Raw genomic sequence first — 16,853 nt, 5'->3', positions numbered from 1 at the left:
AAATTAGACTCCATTTTAATTTATATAATTAAAAAAATAACATGATAATTTTATGAAATTGAAATTCTTATTCTTTATCATCATCCCAATAAATATCTATGCACAAGATAATACTGCACTCCTCCAAACCTACTTTTCAGAGGTTCAGGCTGGAAGCTATGCCCCCGTACCACAGAGCATTTTAAATGAAGAAGCACAAGCTAATGAGCTTTTAACCGCTTTGGTGACCTATCAAAATGATTCAAATGAAGTGATAAGAACCAGAGCATATAATATTAGCAAGCGTATAGGTCAGAACCATCTTGAAATTGCGATAAGGCAACAAGCAATCAACCAGCAAATTAAAGCATTAGATGGTAAGGATGCAGGTATCATGGTGAAAGCCATCAATGCACTAGCTGGTTTTCAAAATACTGATTTCAACTTTAACCAACAATTAAAAATTATCAACAGGCTCAAAGCAGATATGCCGCACTTAGCCCAATATGTACGCTTGGTCGGTTATATGCCTAATGAAGCAGCTGTTGAAGCTTTACAACAAGTTCAACTTCAAGTAACAGATGGTTGGGAAAGCTTTAATTTAAATTTAGCCTTAGCAAGAAGAGGAGATGAGCAAGCAACCACTACAGTGCTCAATAAAATACAGAATGCTCAAATCAATGATGCATTTGTCTATGATATAGTGCCTGTGTTGGTTTATACCCGTTCAATAGAAATCTTTGATTTTTTGGAAGAACTTATTTTCAGTGATGAAGCCGATTGTAGCTCTGCCAACCCAGATAGCAATGCGAACATATTATGTGGCTACCGCATCATGGAATATGTAGCACCCGCTATTGAGAACTTCCCACTACCCACAGATGAATATGGTGAACTTGAAGTGGATGATTATGAAACTGCTTTGGTAACGCTTAGGGAGTGGTTAATCCAAAATCCTGATTATCAATTGGTAAAAGACACTTATTAGAGAATTACTCCCCAAACCCGCAAGGTTTTCGAAAACCTTGCGGGTTTCTATAAAACAAAAGCTGATTAAGAGTCACCGTTCCAGCCATGCATAGTGGGAATACTTTTTTTAAATATACTTCTGCCTTTCTCAAAACCAATAGCAACGCTATGAAGATTCCAACTTCCCCATCCCCACCTATTGCAAATCTCCCCAAATAATCACAACTTTAGTATTTAATTTGTTTTTTACACCCTGGTCTAAACGGGGGGCTTAACCAAAACTTATGAGAACCATTGTACTTGATGCGCTTTATTTTATTGCTTTCCCTAATGAGAAAAAATTTAGCCCACGAATGAATTCGTTGGCTATAGCTCTTTTCATCCGTTGGCGACACCTATAAGCCACGGTTTTAACCGTGGTTCAAGGAAAGACGAATGAATCCCAAACCGTTTCAACGGTTTAACTCATGAGCCAGATTGAATAGATATCAAATGGAAATGGATAAATCCATTTTGTCAACATGGGAGTATCTCATAGCCCACGAATAAATTCGTTGGCTATGGCTCTTTTCATCCATTGGGAACCATAAGCCACGGTTTCAACCGTGGCGGAAAGGAGGATGAATGAGTACAAACCGTTTTAACGGTTTAAATCATTATGGTTTTTAAAACCATTTTTACAATTTAGTTTTTGCTGTCAAGCAAAGATTTATAAAATTGAGTATAATTAAGAACCATTGTATAAAAACCAAAACCGATTATGCCGCATTCATTTAATAAAATTTGGATACATGCGATTTGGGCAACCAAGAATTGAATGCCATTGATACATCCATCGATTGAGCAAAAAGTACATCAACACCTCAGAAATGAATTAGTAGAACTAGGATGTCCTGTAAGAATTATTAATGGGATGCCTGACCATATCCATTGTTTGTTTTTATTAAGTCCTCAAAGATCTATAATGGAAGTACTTAAACAAATTAAAGGCAGCAGTTCGTATTTTATCAATCAAAATGATTTGATTCCAGATAAATTCGGTTGGCAGACAGGGTATGCTGCATATTCCGTTTCCGAATCTGCAATTGAAAAGGTTTTTCAATACATTAAGAATCAAAAACAACATCACCGGAAAAAATCATTTCAGGAAGAATATGAGACCTTTTTAAAACTGTACGGTTTTGAGGGGGATGATGCATAAAAATGGATAAATCCATTTAGATAACATGGGTGGTGTATCATAGTCCACGAATGAATTCGTAGGCTATGGCTCATTCTCACAGTTGGCTACATTCATAAATTACGGGTTAAACCTTGGGTTTAGAATATGGGACGAGCCGTAAATCAATCCATAATCATGGGTTAAAACCATAGGTTGGCAACATCCATAAGCCACGGTTTTAACCGTGGCTCAAAGGAAAACGCACTAATCCCAAACCGTTTTAACGGTTTAACTCATTTCTTATGAAGAGTACCATATTCTCCTTTTTTAATTTTACTAATCAATTAAAGAAGATGCATTATAATTCTAATTTGCTTTAATTCGCATCATGAAGCAAGAGCGTTTGATTAACCGCCCCTTTATAGCACTTTCATTTAGTGCTTTTTTATTTTTCGCCAGTTTCAATATGATAATTCCCATGCTACCTGATTACCTTACGAGTTTGGGTGGAGGAGAATATAAAGGATTAATTATTGCCCTATTCACCATAACAGCAGGTATATCAAGACCCTTTAGCGGAAAACTTGCAGATAAAATTGGTAGGCTACCTGTAATGATTTTTGGAGCTGTCGTATGTTTTGCAGCTGGACTTGCCTATCCATTTGTAACGGGTGTGATTGCCTTTTTTGCGCTTCGCCTTCTTCACGGATTTTCAACTGGTTTTACGCCCACAGGAAATGCTGCTTACGTAGCTGATATAGTACCTTTTAACAGAAGGGGAGAGGCTATGGGCATCATTGGAGTCGCTATTAGTGTGGGTACGGCTACAGGAAATGCTGTAGGCGGATATATTGGCAGCACTTTCCCAATCGATTATGTGTTTTATGCTTCTGCAGCCACTGCCTTAATGAGTATTGTTATTCTGGCTGGTATGAATGAGACTTTAGCAGACAAAGTGCAATTTAATTTTAGTTTGCTTAAACTCAAGAAAAATGAAATCATTGAAAAAAGAGTGTTAGTACCAGCAATTTACATGGCTCTAAGTGTATTTTCTTTTGGATTAGTGTTAACGATTATGCCTGATTATAGTGCTCACCTTGGTATTAGTAATAAAGGATTGTTTTTCGCTGTATTCGTATTGGCCTCTTTAGGGGTTAGAATAGTAGCAGGAAAAATTTCTGATAAGATAGGGAGAGTTAAAGTATTGAAAGTTTCTTCTTTTATTCTTTGCATCGCTATGCTTTTAATTGCTTTTTCTAATTCATTTATAAGCCTAATGGGGGCAGGAGTTATTTTCGGTTTTGCAGTTGGGATGAATTCACCAACTGTGTTTGCTTGGGCTATTGATTTAGCAGAAGATAATAAAAGAGGAAAGGCCTTGGCAACGCTTTATATTTTTCTAGAAATAGGTATAGGTATGGGGGCATTTGTATCCGGCTGGGTTTACAGCAACTCATCAGCAAATTTTGAGAAGACTTTTTATACAGGTGCTGGAATAGCTTTGATTTCTTTTATTTATTTGAATGTTGCAACGCGCATTAGGAAACTAACATAGTGTTTTGAAATCCTTTAAATGTAGAATAAATGGTACGAGCTGGGAAGCTCGCACATTGGGAAGACTTTGCCAGCTTGGTTTTTTACCACAACCTGTTCCGCATTTATCGGGAAAGGGTTCTCTTGAAAATTAAAAAGAAACTCTAATTTTCATTATAACAAATATAATGTCTCTTATTTTGAATTTTTATCATATCTAAAACCTCAGAAAGCTATGTTTTAGAGGAAATCTGAGGTTTTAGATATTAAATAGAGATTTATACCCAAAATTATATTTTGTAGTTTCTACTTTTCCTTTTTGCTTGATCAAAAAGAAAGAAAAAATCAAGACAAAAAGATGCTTCATCGCTACATGCCATCTCTGGCCCGCCTTTTGTCCTCCTGCCCGCCCTCTCCGAGCAAATTTTATTCGGTTTAGAGATTTCGAGGTATTTATCAAGAGTTTGCGGGAAAAGAAATTGAAGAAAACAAAAGAGGTTTCGCTTTAAGCGAAAACCTTCCCTCAGTCCTCCCTCAAAAGTTGGCGCATGCGGAATGTCGTTAAGTTAAGACAATTTTCCTTCTCCAGTAGGAGAAGGATTAAAGGATGAGGCTTAATAAAAGCTTAACTTAACGACATTGAGCTCGCACCAGCTAGTAAACTAGCATTGCAAAGCAAAACGGATGAAAACAGATTTAATCCAATAAGCCAAAAACCTCTTCTAAAATGCTGGTTACTCTGGCATTTACGTTATTTCTGATATTAGCTTCTTCATCCTGCACTTTTAAAAAGAGTCCATCTAAACCTCTGCCAGTAGCATAAGCTGATATATCTGATTCTTCTATAGTTTGAATTCCAGCTATTGAACCTAATGTCGGATTTTCAAATAGACTTATTTGTACAGAGGTGTTTAAAATATCATTGAATTCATTAACAAAGTTACTATATACTTCATCTACTGTACGATTGCCAATGCTTACAGAATTCACTGCATTATCGACTTTTGGTTCAAAAGTGTCAAAAAGTGATTGATAAGTATTATCAATTAAATAAGCTGTAGCGGCAGTATCAGAACCGTATAATATGCTTTCTGCATCAGCAATGGTAATGCCTCGGATAGCATCAAAGAATATCGGACCGGCTTCACTGGCAGCTTCTTCAGCAGCTCGGTTTAAACCAAGGATTAACTCTTCTTCTTTATCTGCTAAACTAGGAATTCCTAAAAGAGGAACACCAGTATTGTAAATTTGTTCTCCGGTGATAGTACCTATTGTCAATACATCAATTTCAACTGCTTTCAGCGCTGCAATTTGACCTTCCAATTCATCAGGTAAGAGTATTTTAACTGCTTCATCACTCAAATAACCATCTACAACTGCCAATTTGGAAGTGGCCGTATCTGTACCAACTTTTAAAGCTTCTTTTAATCCTTCCGCAATATTGATAGTGTTTTCTTGCTCTTCTACTGCATCGTTTAAGAAGTCACATGATGTTAAAAATAGAATAGAAATGAATAAACTGAGTCTGGTAAGATTTTTCATAATTAATATTGTTTTGATTATATAAATATCACAAATATTTAGCCAAAATCTTAAAATGTATCCTAGAATTTTAATGGTAAGTAATAAATAAGAAGCTTTTACATTTTACTAAATAGCTATCCCTCTGTGTCCCTTGTGAAATCCTTAGAGAAACTTCGTGGTTAAAAACAGCCTACGGCTGTCCTTTTTTCTTATCTATTGTGGTTTATTTTTAAGTTGGTTATTATCCAATATTAACTCACCAAGCCAGGATACCAACAAGTATCCAATACATGAATTTTAGATGGGTTGAATCTTAGGAAAATATTGTCCTCTTTGTCAAATAATATTTTTTCGTGGGCGTGAATGACCACATGAGTTTCTGCTCCTATATCAGCATGAACTTGCTGGTGATCTCCAAAATATTGGGCTAAAACTACTTTGGCAGGGAAAGTCCCTTCCTGTTCTTCAGTAAGAATTTCAATATTTTCAGGTCTAATGGCAATTAAAATCTGTCCTGTTTTATCGGTTTTTGCCCCTTTGATTTCACCTGCTTTTAGTTTGTAGGTACCATTTTCTGCAGTGGCATTCATAGCATTAATTTTACCAAAAAAGCTGGCAACATAAAGGTTCTTAGGAGTTTCGTATAACTCTCTTGGCGTTCCTACTTGCTGGATTTTTCCATCTTTCAAAATGGCTATTCTATCAGCTGATGAAAGCGCATCCCGCATATCATGCGTAACGAATAATGCAGTGGCTCCCGCTTTTTTAATGATACTCCTAACTTCCTCCCGAACTTGGTCTTTTAAAACGGCATCCAAATTACTGAAAGGCTCATCCAATAAAATCAAACCTGGATTGGGTGCTAATGCCCTAGCTAAGGCTACTCTTTGCTGTTGCCCACCTGATAAATGATGTGGATATCGGTTGGCATAACTGCTTAAGCCCACCATGTCTGTAACCTCTCTTACCCGATCATTCAAATTAGGAAATTGACTTTTGGATAAGCCGAATTTTATGTTTTCTGCAACGGTTAAATGTGGAAATAATGCGTAATCCTGAAAAACCATTCCGATTTTTCTTTTTTCAGGCTTCATACTGAAATTATCATCCACCACTTTATCGCCATTAATTGATATTTGACCTGAGTCTGCTTCTTCAAAGCCAGCAACTAACCTCAATAAAGTGGTTTTTCCACTGCCGCTCTCTCCAACTAATGCCAAAAGTTCGCCTTTATTTACCGTCAAGCTTGCATTGTTGACCGCATACTGAAGCTTTTTACCAAATCTTTTATGTAAATTTTTAATTGATAATACTTCCATCAGCTTTAGTGTTTTTCATTAAGCGATTTAAAATAATAATGGGTATGGTGCCAATAACGATAATGATAAGCGAAGGTGTTGCAGATTCGGCAATCATTTCATCACTCGCCAATTCGTAAGCTTTGGTTGCTAATGTATGAAAATTAAAAGGTCGTAAAATTAAAGTAAGCGGTAATTCTTTCAAAATATCTACAAAAACTAAAATCCCTCCGGAAATCAAGGCACTTTTTATTAAAGGTAAATTTACTTTCAAAAGGGTTTTGAATGAGCCTGCCCCTAAAGAATAGGAAGCTTCATCTATGCTGTCTCCTGTTTTCTTGAATGCTGCTTCAATGGGGTTTAATGAAACTGTTAAAAAACGGACTACATAAGCAAAAGTGAGTGCAAAGATGGTTCCGCTAAAAATTAATCCTATTTTCATATTGAAACTATCTTGCCAAGTGCTGATCAAGAATTTATCCAAGCCTAGCAACGGAATCATAATTCCAATGGCAATTACTGCACCAGGAATGGAATACCCTAATGCTGCAAATTTTGCTAATAGACTAAAAAATCTATTTTTATTTACTTTAACTGCAAATAAAATGATAACTGAAAAGCTTACACATAAAACAGCTGCCAACAGCGCAAGACCAAAGCTATTAGCCATCAAAATCAAAAAATCGAAATCAATAATTTTCTTGATGGTTTGGAATGACCACAGAATTAATTGAAAAACGGGAGCTATAAAGCCTAAGAATAAAGGAATAAAACATACCATCCAGGCGAAAAACTTTTTCCAGCCTTTTAGTTGATATCTCTTAAGTTGTCTGCCAATCCGGGCACCTTCATCAAATTTCACTTTTCCTCTCTGTAATCTTTCTGCCATGATCATGATGAAAATGAAAGCCATCAAAATTCCAGATAGATTGATTGCTGAATTTGGATCGCCAAAAGAAAACCAAGCCCTAAAAATACCAGTGGTAAAAGTACTGATGCCGTAATATTTTACTGCGCCATAATCATTCAAAACTTCCATCATGACTAATGAAAGTCCACCAATGATGGCGGGTCGACTAATGGGCAGTGCAATTTTAAAAAAGGTTCTCCATGAAGAACTACCTAAAATTCGTGAAGCTTCTAAAAGTGTAGCAGATTGGCTCATAAAGGTAGATCGAGCTACCACATAAACATAGGGAAATAATACAAGTGCCATGACTATGGCTACTCCCCAGAAATTCATAATGTCAATGTATACTAAATCCGAGAAACCGATATCTCTTAGGAAAACTTGTATCGGTCCGGTGTAATCAAAAATGCCTGCATAGGTGTAGGCTGCTATATAAGTAGGAATCGCAAGAGGTAAAATTAACATCCATTCGAATTGCCTTCTAAATGGAATATTGGTTGTGCTCACAATCCAGGCAGCGGAAATGCCCATGAGCAAAGTGAGAATACTTACGACTATCACTAAACCTATTGAGTTGAGAATGTAATCAGCCAGTACGGTATCTACTAGATGCCCCCAAACACTGTCTGTAGTTTCGTCAAAAAGCTTAAAGAAAAGGGTATAAATAGGTAAGCCAATAATCAGCACCAATGCAATCAATGCAAAGGACCAACCATTGGCATACTTTTTAAATTTTAAAATTGACTTTAGCTTACTCACAAATTATTTCCAACCCGCTCTGTCAAATATTTTTACTGCTTCATCATTATTTTCTCCTAAAACTGAAAGGTTTAATGTATCTCTTTTGAAATCTCCCCATTCTTTTAATGTTGGAGCCCATTCTACTTTTTCATTTACCGGATACTCATAATTAACCCCTGCAAATACTTTTTGCGCTTCCTCAGAAACTAAGAATTCAATAAATTTAACTGCATTCTCTTTGTTTGGTGCATATTTAGCAACACCCGCTCCACTTACGTTGATGTGTGTTCCTCTTCCGTCTTGGTTAGGGAATAAAATTTTAACAGCCTCTGCAACTTTCACTTCTTCTTCGCTTGAAGAATTTAACATTTTACCTAAATAATAGGTATTAGAAACGGCAACATCTCCTTCTCCAGCATATACCGCTTTAATTTGATCTCTGTCACCACCTTTAGGATCTCTCGCCATATTTTCAACTATTCCATTTGCCCAAGCTGAAGCAGCTTCTTCTCCATTATGTGCAATGATAGAAGCCATCAAGGATTGATTGTAAACATTAGAAGAAGAACGAATTAATAATCTTCCATCGATATCAGGATTTGCCAAAGACTCATAAGTTGAAATCTTATCTGCACTTATTTTTTCGGGATTATAAACGATTACTCGTCCTCTGATAGTCAATCCAAACCATTGATTATCCACATCTCTTAAATTTGAAGAGATTGTATTGTTTAAGGTTTCAGATTCCACTGATTGTAAAAGATCAGCTTCTTTTGCTCTATGCAATCTACCTGCATCTACAGTGATCAATACATCAGCAGGAGAATTTTCTCCTTCTAAAGTCATTTTTTGAATCAACTCATCTGCATTAGCACTAACAACATTCACTTTAATGCCTGTTTTCTTTTCAAAGTCTTTGAAAAGTTGTTGGTCAGATTCGTAATGCCTGTGCGTATAGACATTTACTTCCTTGCTTTCGTCTTTTTCTGATTCTCCTTCTTGATTAGAAGAGCCTTGACCACAGGCCCAAAGCATGCTTATTGCTAAAAGTGCTAAAATAATATTTCTCATTTTATTTGTGTTTTTTAAATTTCGAAGGCAAATTTAATCATAATTGGATTAATTCTAAATAATAAAGCTATTATTTTGGTTCAATTCTTTAAATTGCGAGCATAAACATTTTTTATAAAAATCTTCCAAATACATGAAGGCTACTATTTCTCAACTCGAATATATCATTGCATTGGATACCTATCGCCACTTTGGGAAAGCTGCAGATAATTGCTTTATTACCCAGCCTACCCTAAGTATGCAAATCAATAAATTGGAGGATAACTTAGGGGTAAAGATTTTTGATAGGAGCAGGCAACCAGTGGTTCCAACTGAATTAGGGTCTTTAATTTTGGAGCAAGCTCGTAAAGTGGTAAACGAGGCTAAGAAAATGGAGGAGATCATTGAAGATCAAAAACTGGAGGTTTCAGGTACTTTAAAAATAGGTGTTATTCCAACCATCGCCCCATATCTTTTGCCATTATTTGCCAAAAGTTTCATGAATAAATATCCTTCCATTCATATTCAGGTGCAAGAATCATTAACCGAAGATACCTTAGCGAAAATAAAATCGGAAGCCATAGATGTGGGAATAGTAGTCGGTCCATTAAATGATAGTTCCTTTAGGGAAATCCCCATTTATTATGAGAAATTTTTGGGTTATGCCCACAATACCGATTTAGAACCGCCAGAAAAACCTATTTCAGGAAAGGATTTAGAAAACAATGAATTGTGGTTATTAAATGAAGGCCATTGTTTTCGTGAGCAGGTTTTGAATATATGCCAAAATCGAAATTTCGATAATATTTTAAATTATCAAAGCGGTTCTTTGGAAGCTTTGAAAAGAATGGTGGATAAGCAAGGAGGCGTAACGCTTTTACCTGAATTAGCTACATTGGATTTATCTCCAAACGACAGTAAAAAACTTAGAATCTTTAAAAAACCAACTCCTTTTAGAGAAGTAAGTCTTGTGATGAAAAGAGATTTTTTGAAAAGAAGAATAATAGAAGCATTGCAAAAGGAAATAGTCGACCATCTTCCTGAACACATGAAGCAACGCGAAGAAAATGAAATTCAGGTTATTAATTGGAGGTGAAATTTGGTAATAAAGTAGCTCATTGAAAATAATAATCTACTTCATATCTAAATTTTTTGTAAATTAAGTTCCGAAAAAACAGTAGTTCAAATGAAGAAAGAATTAGGTAGAAACGAACCATGCCATTGCGGTAGCGGAAAAAAATATAAGAATTGCCATATGGGCAATGAGTCTTCTGGTGTCAACAGTAATAAAAACCTTATGTACATTGCCATTATGGTGGTTATTGTAGCCATTGCAGGTTTTTCGGTTTATTATAATGCGCAACAAAGTCCATCACAAAACAGGAATTCAAATAGCGGACCAGTTGCTCAGCCTCCAGGCGAAGCACCTCCCGGTAAAGTTTGGTCATCGGAGCATGGGCATTGGCATGATAAATAATTTAGTGGATTGTTTTGAACCGATTCAAAAATACTAGTTTTGCTTTTGAAAAATTTTAGCGCACGAATATGTTCAAAGCAATTTGCACAGATATTGACGGAACCCTATTAAATCCGGAAAGAGAATTATCGAAAAGGACTATTGATATCATTAAAAGTCTTAAAAATGATGTTGCTGTGGTTTTGGCTTCAAGCAGAATGCCTGCTGCTATGCGTCATTTGCAGGAGTCTTTGGACATAATGAATCAACCTTTGATTTGTTATAATGGAGGCTATATAATTTCGCAAAATGACAGCATCAAAGTATTAGATTCTGTAACAATACCTTTTGCCTTATGTGAATTTATTGCCAAATGGAGTCATAACGAAAATCTACATGCTGGCTTTTATTTAGATGATGACTGGTATGCACCCTCTGAAGATCAATGGACGCTGAGGGAAATCAATAATACTAAAGTGAAAGCGGCCATTTTACCTAACTTAGATTTAATGGATAGTTGGAAAGCCCAAGAAAAGGGAGCGCATAAAATTATGTGCATGGGCGAACCTAAATTAATTGATAATTTGGTAGCGGAATTGTACTCTATGGATGCGCCTTTACATCTTTACCGCTCTAAAGATACATATTTAGAAATAGCACCATTGCAAATTTCCAAAGCAAGTGCTTTATCTCAACTTCTTCAGACAGAACTCAAAATTGATATAAAAGAAGTCATAGCTTTTGGTGATAATTACAACGATATAGAAATGTTGCAGGCAGTTGGCTGTGGAGTAGCAGTCGGAAATGCGAAAGACGAAGTGAAAAATGTGGCGGATGAAATTACGCTACCTGGCAAAGAAGATGGGGTTGCCGCAACCCTGGAGAAATATTTTGGTTAGGAATTAGCGTGTTTACCGCTACTTTTCTTGCTGGTTCATCTATTTAATTAAAATATTGGTTTTTCACTAAAGTTGATTAAAAATATTTTATACGAACTCAAATAAGGGTTAAATAAGTCTAATTTTTTTGTTTAGTTTATTAAAGGCTAACTCCCCCACTTTCGCCTTAAGCGAAAAAGCGGGTGGGAGGGTAAAATGGCGAGCCAGCGGTGGCTCTTGCGGGTATTAGCATCATTTTACCTAGATTTTTTGCCAGCCAATAGCTGGTCAGCCTCTGGCTGATATACTTTTTCATCAATGGAAAAAGTATAAAAGGATTTGCATGCAGAGATTTACTCTTTTTTTCTTGAATCTGCACTTTATGACATCCTAATACATAGAATAAGCAGATCAAACTACACTGCCAGACAAAGAAGATGGCGTTGCCGCAACCCTAGAGAAATATTTTGGTTAAAAAGAAGAGTATTTAATTCTTCAATATATTTTTTCACTTAGTATTTTTTCATGGAAATCATCAGTAATATTATAAAAGCAGCAATTGAAGTTGGGAGCAGAATCAAAAAACATGATTCACCCATTCAAGCTCAAAAGGAAACTTTAAAAGAATTGCTTGAGAAATCTAAAGATACTGCTTTTGGAAAATATTACGGATTTGAGGATTTATTGAAGCGGAAAAATCTAGCTGTAAGTTTTGCTGAGGAAGTGCCTTACCATGATTATGATGATATGGAATTTTGGTGGAGGAAATCTCTTGAAGGTAAAGAAGATATCTGTTGGCCAGGAAAAGTCAAACATTTTGCGGTTAGTTCAGGGACTACCGGTCATAGTAAGCATATCCCCGTTACAGATGATATGCTGGAAAGCATTAGAAATGCAGGAATTCAGCAAGTATTAAGCCTATCTAATTTTAAAAATTTACCAGAAAGCTTTTTTACAAAACAAATTTTAATGTTGGGTTCCAGTACCAATTTAAATAAGGTAAATGGCCATTTAGAAGGTGAGATTAGCGGAATCAGTGCTTCAAATATTCCCAATTGGTTTCATAATTTCTATAAACCTGGAGAGGAAATCAGTGCAATTGACGACTGGGATGAAAGGGTAGAAGCCATTGCCAAAGAAGCAAAAAACTGGGATATAGGAACAATTTCCGGAATTCCCTCATGGATTGAATTGATGTTGCAAAGGGTAATGGAATATAATAAGGTAGATTCTATTCATGATCTATGGCCAAATTTGACAGTTTATACATCAGGTGGCGTTGCGCTTGATCCTTATAAAAAAAGCTTTGATAAATTATTCAATACACCAGTCCAGTATATTGATACTTACCTAGCTTCAGAAGGATATCTGGCTACCCAAACCCGTCCTGATACCGATGCTATGCAATTGTTATGCGATAATGGGGTGTATTTTGAATTTGTGCCTTTTGATGAAGATAGTGTTTTGGAATCAGGGAAAATTAATCCTCAGAAAAAAGCCATCGATATCTCAAAAGTAGAGGAGGAGAAAGAATACATCTTATTGATTTCGACTGTAAGCGGAGCATGGCGCTATATGATAGGTGATACTATTAAATTCACTGATGTATCAAAGAATGAAATTAAGATAACAGGAAGAACTAAATTCTTTTTGAATGTAGTAGGTTCACAACTTTCAGTAAATAAAATGGATGATGCCATCGAGAGCCTAAATGAGCATTTCCCTTTAAATATTAAGGAATTTACGGTTGCAGCAGTAAAAGAAAATGATGAATACATTCACCATTGGTATTTAGGACTGGATGAAGTTAATGATAATTTGGATGATGAAGCCATTCGTGAACACTTAGATGAACATTTGAAAAACAGCAATAAGAATTACAAGGTAGCTCGTGACAAAGCATTGAAAGATGTAAAAGTCAGCTTAATTTCAGCCGATAAATTTTTAGAATGGAACGATACCAATAAGCATAAGGGTGGTCAGGTGAAAATGGCTAAAGTCATGAAAGAAGATGCTTTCTGCGAATGGCAGGAGTTTGTCGAGGGTTAAAAATTGAATAAAAAAAATGATCCCCGGAAAACCGAGGATCATAGGCTTACTATTTGAATAATTTCTTTTACTGGTCTTGTGATAAATTCTATAAACTAATCGAGTTTAACAGCTTTCACCTCATTGGCTTTTACTAAATCATTAAAGTCAGCAACTTTCTCATCAAGAATTAAATTTAACGCATCCAAATGCTTGTCAATTCTAGCAGTAACTTCCTTGCTAAATTCAATTGCTGATTCAGTAGGCCTGTTATCACCCATCCCCATTAAACTATTTAAATGACCTAATTTATTATTTAATCTTATAGGGTAATTCAATGGATCTTGGCCACTTCTGTTTTTGGTTTGATAAAGCGATTCTTCAATTTCCTTCATCTCCTCTAGAATGCTTTTCCCCATATTTTTAATGGTATCAGCTTCTGCTTTTTCATCACATCCTCAATTTGAACCCTGGCTTTTCTTATGTCCTTAATGGCTAAATTGGTTTCAGATAGTTTTGCAATAACCTCATTCTGAAAATCGAATTGCGCTTTCAAATCTTCCTGTGTAGCGCTTGATCTAGGGTCTTTTACTATTTCAAATTCCTGAGTTTGTGATTCACCATTCACTGAAAGTTCCACATCATATTTGCCAGGAAGTGCCGTTAGGCCGCTAGTAGATGACCACCATAATATCATTCCATCAAATACTTCCGCATCAGGATATCGCATATTCCATATCAATTGATTGCTGCCAGGTTCTACGGTCAACTTTTCTTCTTTTGCTTTTTTATCAGGATGAGTACTGAAAGTAGCAATTACTTTTCCTGATTTTTCTTTATAGTGGATTTTCACCGTATCAGCAGAAGCGGTATCCTTTAAATGGAAATAAGTAATCACTCCTGATGGCATATTTTCACCTGCAGTTTTTGATTCCACACTTCTTCCGCCAATTCTATAAGTCTTTTTAGGCTGGAATAAATAGTGATCATTTTGAGTTACTACATCGCTTAATTGGTGCAAGACAGTTAAATCATCAATCAACCAAAAGCCTCTACCCTGAGTAGCTGCTATCAGATGATTATCTTTTATAGTTAAATCTGTGATCGGAACTATTGGTAAGTTTAACTGGAAATTTTTCCAACTAGCCCCATCATCAAATGAAACATACATTTCCGTTTCAGTTCCTGCGTAAAGCAAGCCTTTTCTTTCAGGATCCGCACGAACAACCCTGGTGAAATGATCATTTTGAATGCCATTTACAATTTTTGTCCAGCTTTTACCATAATCCTTGGTTTTATATAGATAAGGCTGATAATCACCGTTTTTATAGGAAGTAGCGGCAATATAGGCTCCTCCTTTAGTAAATGGATCGGCTTCAATGCTATTAATCATAATCCACTCAGGCATGTTTTTAGGCGTTACATTCTCCCAATTTTCACCCCCATCTTTGCTTACATGTACTAAACCATCATCTGAACCTGTCCATAATAAACCTTCTTCATAAGGAGATTCAATAGCAGCGAATATGGTGCAATAATATTCCACACTGGTATTGTCTTTTGTTATTGGTTCGTCCTGAAGGGCCTAATTTGCTTGGATCATTTCGGGTTAAATCAGGGCTGATGGTTTCCCATTTATGTCCTTCATTTGTGGTGACATGCAAATGATTAGAAGCTGTGTATAATTTGTTTGGATCGTGAGGAGAAGTGAAAATTGGGAAATTCCACTGAAAACGATATTTCATTTCCTCAGCTCCATGTCCCATAGGGTTGTCAGGCCATACATTTATTGCTCTAATTTCTTCTGAATTATGATTGTAACGTGTTAAAAACCCATCATAACTTCCACCATAAACCACATCATTATTTTCTTCATCTATAGCCAAATGTGCACTTTCACCACCGGCAGTTGACTCCCAATCTTGCTCACCAATAACATAGCCAGTTGTTCTATGCGCAATTCTTACCGTGGAATTATCCTGCTGAGCTCCATAAATTCTGAATGGGAAATGATTGTCTGTTACAACTCTATAAAACTGAGCAGTATTTTGATTCATATAAGTGCTCCAGTTTTCTCCGCCATCAAAACTCACTTGTGCACCACCATCATCTGCCATAATCATTCTTTGATTGTCATTAGGGTCAATCCACATATCATGATGGTCACCATGTGGCGCTCTATGAGAAGTAAATGTTTTACCTCCGTCTTTAGATTTATGGTAATTAACATTCACTACATAAACCATGTCTTCATCTTGAGTGTCGGCATAAATTCTGGTGTAATACCAAGCTCTTTGTCTCAAAGCTCTATCATCATTGGTTTTTTGCCAAGTTTCACCAGCATCATCGGAACGGAAAACCCCTCCATTTTCATTTTCTATTATAGTCCACAATCGATTGGAATTTTGAGGAGAAACTGTGATTCCTGAAATACCCCAAACACCTTTTGGTAAGCCTTTATTTTCAGACAACTTCACCCAGTTTTCACCACTGTCGATTGATTTCCAGATGTCAGAACCTGGCCCGCCACTAGAAAAATTAGAAGGACTTCTTCTTACATTCCAAGTAGAAGCATACATGATTCGAGGATTGTTTGGATCTAAAATCAGATCCACAGCACCAGCTCTATTATTTACAAATAATTTTCTTTGCCAGGTTTTTCCGCCATCAGTGGATTTATAAACTCCTCTTTCTTCAGAATCTTTAAAAATATCGCCCATTACAGCCACATATAAAATGTCAGGATTTTGAGGGTGTATTCTGATTCTACTGATGTGTCTGCTATTATCCAGCCCAATATGTTCCCAGTTTTTACCTGCATCTACTGATTTGTACATTCCGTAGCCATAAGACATATTTCCACGCAAAGTTTTTTCTCCCCCACCTACATAAATCACATTAGGATCGCTTTCGGCAACTGAAACAGCACCTATCGAACCTCCAAAGTGGCCATCAGAAATGCTTTCCCAGGAGTTACCTCCGTCTTTTGTGCGCCAAACACCTCCTCCAGTCGCACCCATATAAAATAAGTTCGGCTGATCTGCTACTCCTGTTACCGCTGCAGATCTCCCACCTCGATAAGGGCCGATTCCTCGCCATTCTAAAGCATCATAAAGCTTTTCATCGTATTGAGTACCAGTACTTTTTTTGTTTCGCTGTGCTTCAACAGCATTTGTATGGAATATAAATAGTATTCCTATAAGCCAATATATTTTTTTCATAGTTGTGTATTTTTTGTCAATCTATTTTAAATAATGAAGAGAAGCGAATGCTTTTTTATGAGTGGTGAGAAAAGTATTGTTAAATTTTAAAAGTGTTACTAATT

Annotated in this window: 14 protein-coding genes; 7 read left to right on the top strand and 7 right to left on the bottom strand. The window is 36.2% G+C overall.

The features are described 5' to 3' along the window. Positions 1–52: 52 nt before the first annotated feature. From ABWH96_RS19045 to ABWH96_RS19035, 3 genes are all read left to right on the top strand, one after another. A complete protein-coding gene (locus ABWH96_RS19045; RefSeq protein ID WP_375579088.1) occupies positions 53–967 on the top strand; it encodes a hypothetical protein in 915 nt (304 codons plus the stop codon). Between the two features lie 798 nt (positions 968–1,765). Beyond that, positions 1,766–2,149 (top strand): transposase, encoded by a 384-nt coding sequence (locus tag ABWH96_RS19040; RefSeq protein ID WP_375579087.1) that lies wholly within the window; start codon positions 1,766–1,768, stop codon positions 2,147–2,149. Positions 2,150–2,498: 349 nt separating this feature from the next. Further along, positions 2,499–3,665, top strand: a complete 1,167-nt coding sequence (locus ABWH96_RS19035) for an MFS transporter (protein ID WP_375579086.1) — start codon at positions 2,499–2,501, stop codon at positions 3,663–3,665. 674 nt (positions 3,666–4,339) lie between these two features. On the opposite strand, the gene ABWH96_RS19030 is transcribed toward ABWH96_RS19035, so the two are convergent. The 4 genes from ABWH96_RS19030 to ABWH96_RS19015 form a co-directional block, all read right to left on the bottom strand. Then, the gene (locus ABWH96_RS19030) at positions 4,340–5,185 is read right to left on the bottom strand and encodes a DUF4197 domain-containing protein (protein WP_375579085.1); all 846 of its coding nucleotides are present in this window, start codon (positions 5,183–5,185) and stop codon (positions 4,340–4,342) included. Positions 5,186–5,418: 233 nt separating this feature from the next. Next, complete coding sequence (locus ABWH96_RS19025; protein WP_375579084.1) at positions 5,419–6,486, bottom strand: ABC transporter ATP-binding protein; 1,068 nt, start codon at positions 6,484–6,486, stop codon at positions 5,419–5,421. Beyond that, positions 6,467–8,134 carry an ABC transporter permease gene (locus tag ABWH96_RS19020; protein WP_375579083.1) on the bottom strand — a complete coding sequence of 556 codons (1,668 nt, stop codon included), beginning with the start codon at positions 8,132–8,134 and terminating at the stop codon, positions 6,467–6,469. Before ABWH96_RS19020 ends, ABWH96_RS19025 begins: the two co-directional genes overlap by 20 nt. A 3-nt stretch (positions 8,135–8,137) precedes the next feature. Then, a complete protein-coding gene (locus ABWH96_RS19015) occupies positions 8,138–9,187 on the bottom strand; it encodes a Fe(3+) ABC transporter substrate-binding protein (protein ID WP_375579082.1) in 1,050 nt (349 codons plus the stop codon). Positions 9,188–9,320: 133 nt separating this feature from the next. On the opposite strand from ABWH96_RS19015, the gene ABWH96_RS19010 reads away from it, so the two are divergent. From ABWH96_RS19010 to ABWH96_RS18995, 4 genes are all read left to right on the top strand, one after another. Further along, positions 9,321–10,262 carry a LysR substrate-binding domain-containing protein gene (locus ABWH96_RS19010; RefSeq protein ID WP_375579081.1) on the top strand — a complete coding sequence of 314 codons (942 nt, stop codon included), beginning with the start codon at positions 9,321–9,323 and terminating at the stop codon, positions 10,260–10,262. A gap of 90 nt (positions 10,263–10,352) precedes the next feature. Then, on the top strand, positions 10,353–10,643 hold the full coding sequence (locus ABWH96_RS19005) for an SEC-C metal-binding domain-containing protein (RefSeq protein WP_375579080.1): 291 nt from the start codon (positions 10,353–10,355) through the stop codon (positions 10,641–10,643). A 68-nt stretch (positions 10,644–10,711) separates the two neighbouring features. Next, complete coding sequence (locus ABWH96_RS19000; protein ID WP_375579079.1) at positions 10,712–11,521, top strand: Cof-type HAD-IIB family hydrolase; 810 nt, start codon at positions 10,712–10,714, stop codon at positions 11,519–11,521. A 504-nt stretch (positions 11,522–12,025) separates the two neighbouring features. Beyond that, positions 12,026–13,549: a GH3 auxin-responsive promoter family protein gene (locus ABWH96_RS18995; protein ID WP_375579078.1), complete on the top strand. Its 1,524-nt coding sequence runs from the start codon at positions 12,026–12,028 to the stop codon at positions 13,547–13,549. 95 nt (positions 13,550–13,644) lie between these two features. Here ABWH96_RS18995 and ABWH96_RS18990 read toward each other — a convergent pair whose 3' ends face one another. From ABWH96_RS18990 to ABWH96_RS18980, 3 genes are read right to left on the bottom strand one after another with little or no spacing between them, the layout of a single operon-like run. Further along, positions 13,645–13,947 (bottom strand): hypothetical protein, encoded by a 303-nt coding sequence (locus ABWH96_RS18990; protein ID WP_375579077.1) that lies wholly within the window; start codon positions 13,945–13,947, stop codon positions 13,645–13,647. Continuing rightward, positions 13,929–15,074, bottom strand: a complete 1,146-nt coding sequence (locus ABWH96_RS18985; RefSeq protein ID WP_375579076.1) for a WD40/YVTN/BNR-like repeat-containing protein — start codon at positions 15,072–15,074, stop codon at positions 13,929–13,931. Before ABWH96_RS18985 ends, ABWH96_RS18990 begins: the two co-directional genes overlap by 19 nt. Beyond that, positions 15,040–16,749 carry a WD40/YVTN/BNR-like repeat-containing protein gene (locus ABWH96_RS18980; protein ID WP_375579075.1) on the bottom strand — a complete coding sequence of 570 codons (1,710 nt, stop codon included), beginning with the start codon at positions 16,747–16,749 and terminating at the stop codon, positions 15,040–15,042. The genes ABWH96_RS18985 and ABWH96_RS18980 overlap by 35 nt, the downstream gene beginning before the upstream one ends. Between the last annotated feature and the right edge of the window lie 104 nt (positions 16,750–16,853).

Source organism: Marivirga tractuosa, from assembly GCF_042140215.1.
Taxonomy (GTDB): domain Bacteria; phylum Bacteroidota; class Bacteroidia; order Cytophagales; family Cyclobacteriaceae; genus Marivirga; species Marivirga tractuosa_A.
This window is presented reverse-complemented; position numbering and strand designations above follow the sequence as displayed.

What these genes read in the sequence shown, in the direction of transcription:
- ABWH96_RS19045 (WP_375579088.1), top strand. Translation starts at nt 53, where the DNA reads ATGAAATTGAAATTCTTATTCTTTATCATCATCCCAATAAATATCTAT.
- ABWH96_RS19040 (WP_375579087.1), top strand. Translation starts at nt 1,766, where the DNA reads ATGCCATTGATACATCCATCGATTGAGCAAAAAGTACATCAACACCTC.
- ABWH96_RS19035 (WP_375579086.1), top strand. Translation starts at nt 2,499, where the DNA reads ATGAAGCAAGAGCGTTTGATTAACCGCCCCTTTATAGCACTTTCATTT.
- ABWH96_RS19030 (WP_375579085.1), bottom strand. Translation starts at nt 5,185, where the DNA reads ATGAAAAATCTTACCAGACTCAGTTTATTCATTTCTATTCTATTTTTA.
- ABWH96_RS19025 (WP_375579084.1), bottom strand. Translation starts at nt 6,486, where the DNA reads ATGGAAGTATTATCAATTAAAAATTTACATAAAAGATTTGGTAAAAAG.
- ABWH96_RS19015 (WP_375579082.1), bottom strand. Translation starts at nt 9,187, where the DNA reads ATGAGAAATATTATTTTAGCACTTTTAGCAATAAGCATGCTTTGGGCC.
- ABWH96_RS19010 (WP_375579081.1), top strand. Translation starts at nt 9,321, where the DNA reads ATGAAGGCTACTATTTCTCAACTCGAATATATCATTGCATTGGATACC.
- ABWH96_RS19005 (WP_375579080.1), top strand. Translation starts at nt 10,353, where the DNA reads ATGAAGAAAGAATTAGGTAGAAACGAACCATGCCATTGCGGTAGCGGA.
- ABWH96_RS19000 (WP_375579079.1), top strand. Translation starts at nt 10,712, where the DNA reads ATGTTCAAAGCAATTTGCACAGATATTGACGGAACCCTATTAAATCCG.
- ABWH96_RS18995 (WP_375579078.1), top strand. Translation starts at nt 12,026, where the DNA reads ATGGAAATCATCAGTAATATTATAAAAGCAGCAATTGAAGTTGGGAGC.
- ABWH96_RS18990 (WP_375579077.1), bottom strand. Translation starts at nt 13,947, where the DNA reads ATGGGGAAAAGCATTCTAGAGGAGATGAAGGAAATTGAAGAATCGCTT.
- ABWH96_RS18980 (WP_375579075.1), bottom strand. Translation starts at nt 16,749, where the DNA reads ATGAAAAAAATATATTGGCTTATAGGAATACTATTTATATTCCATACA.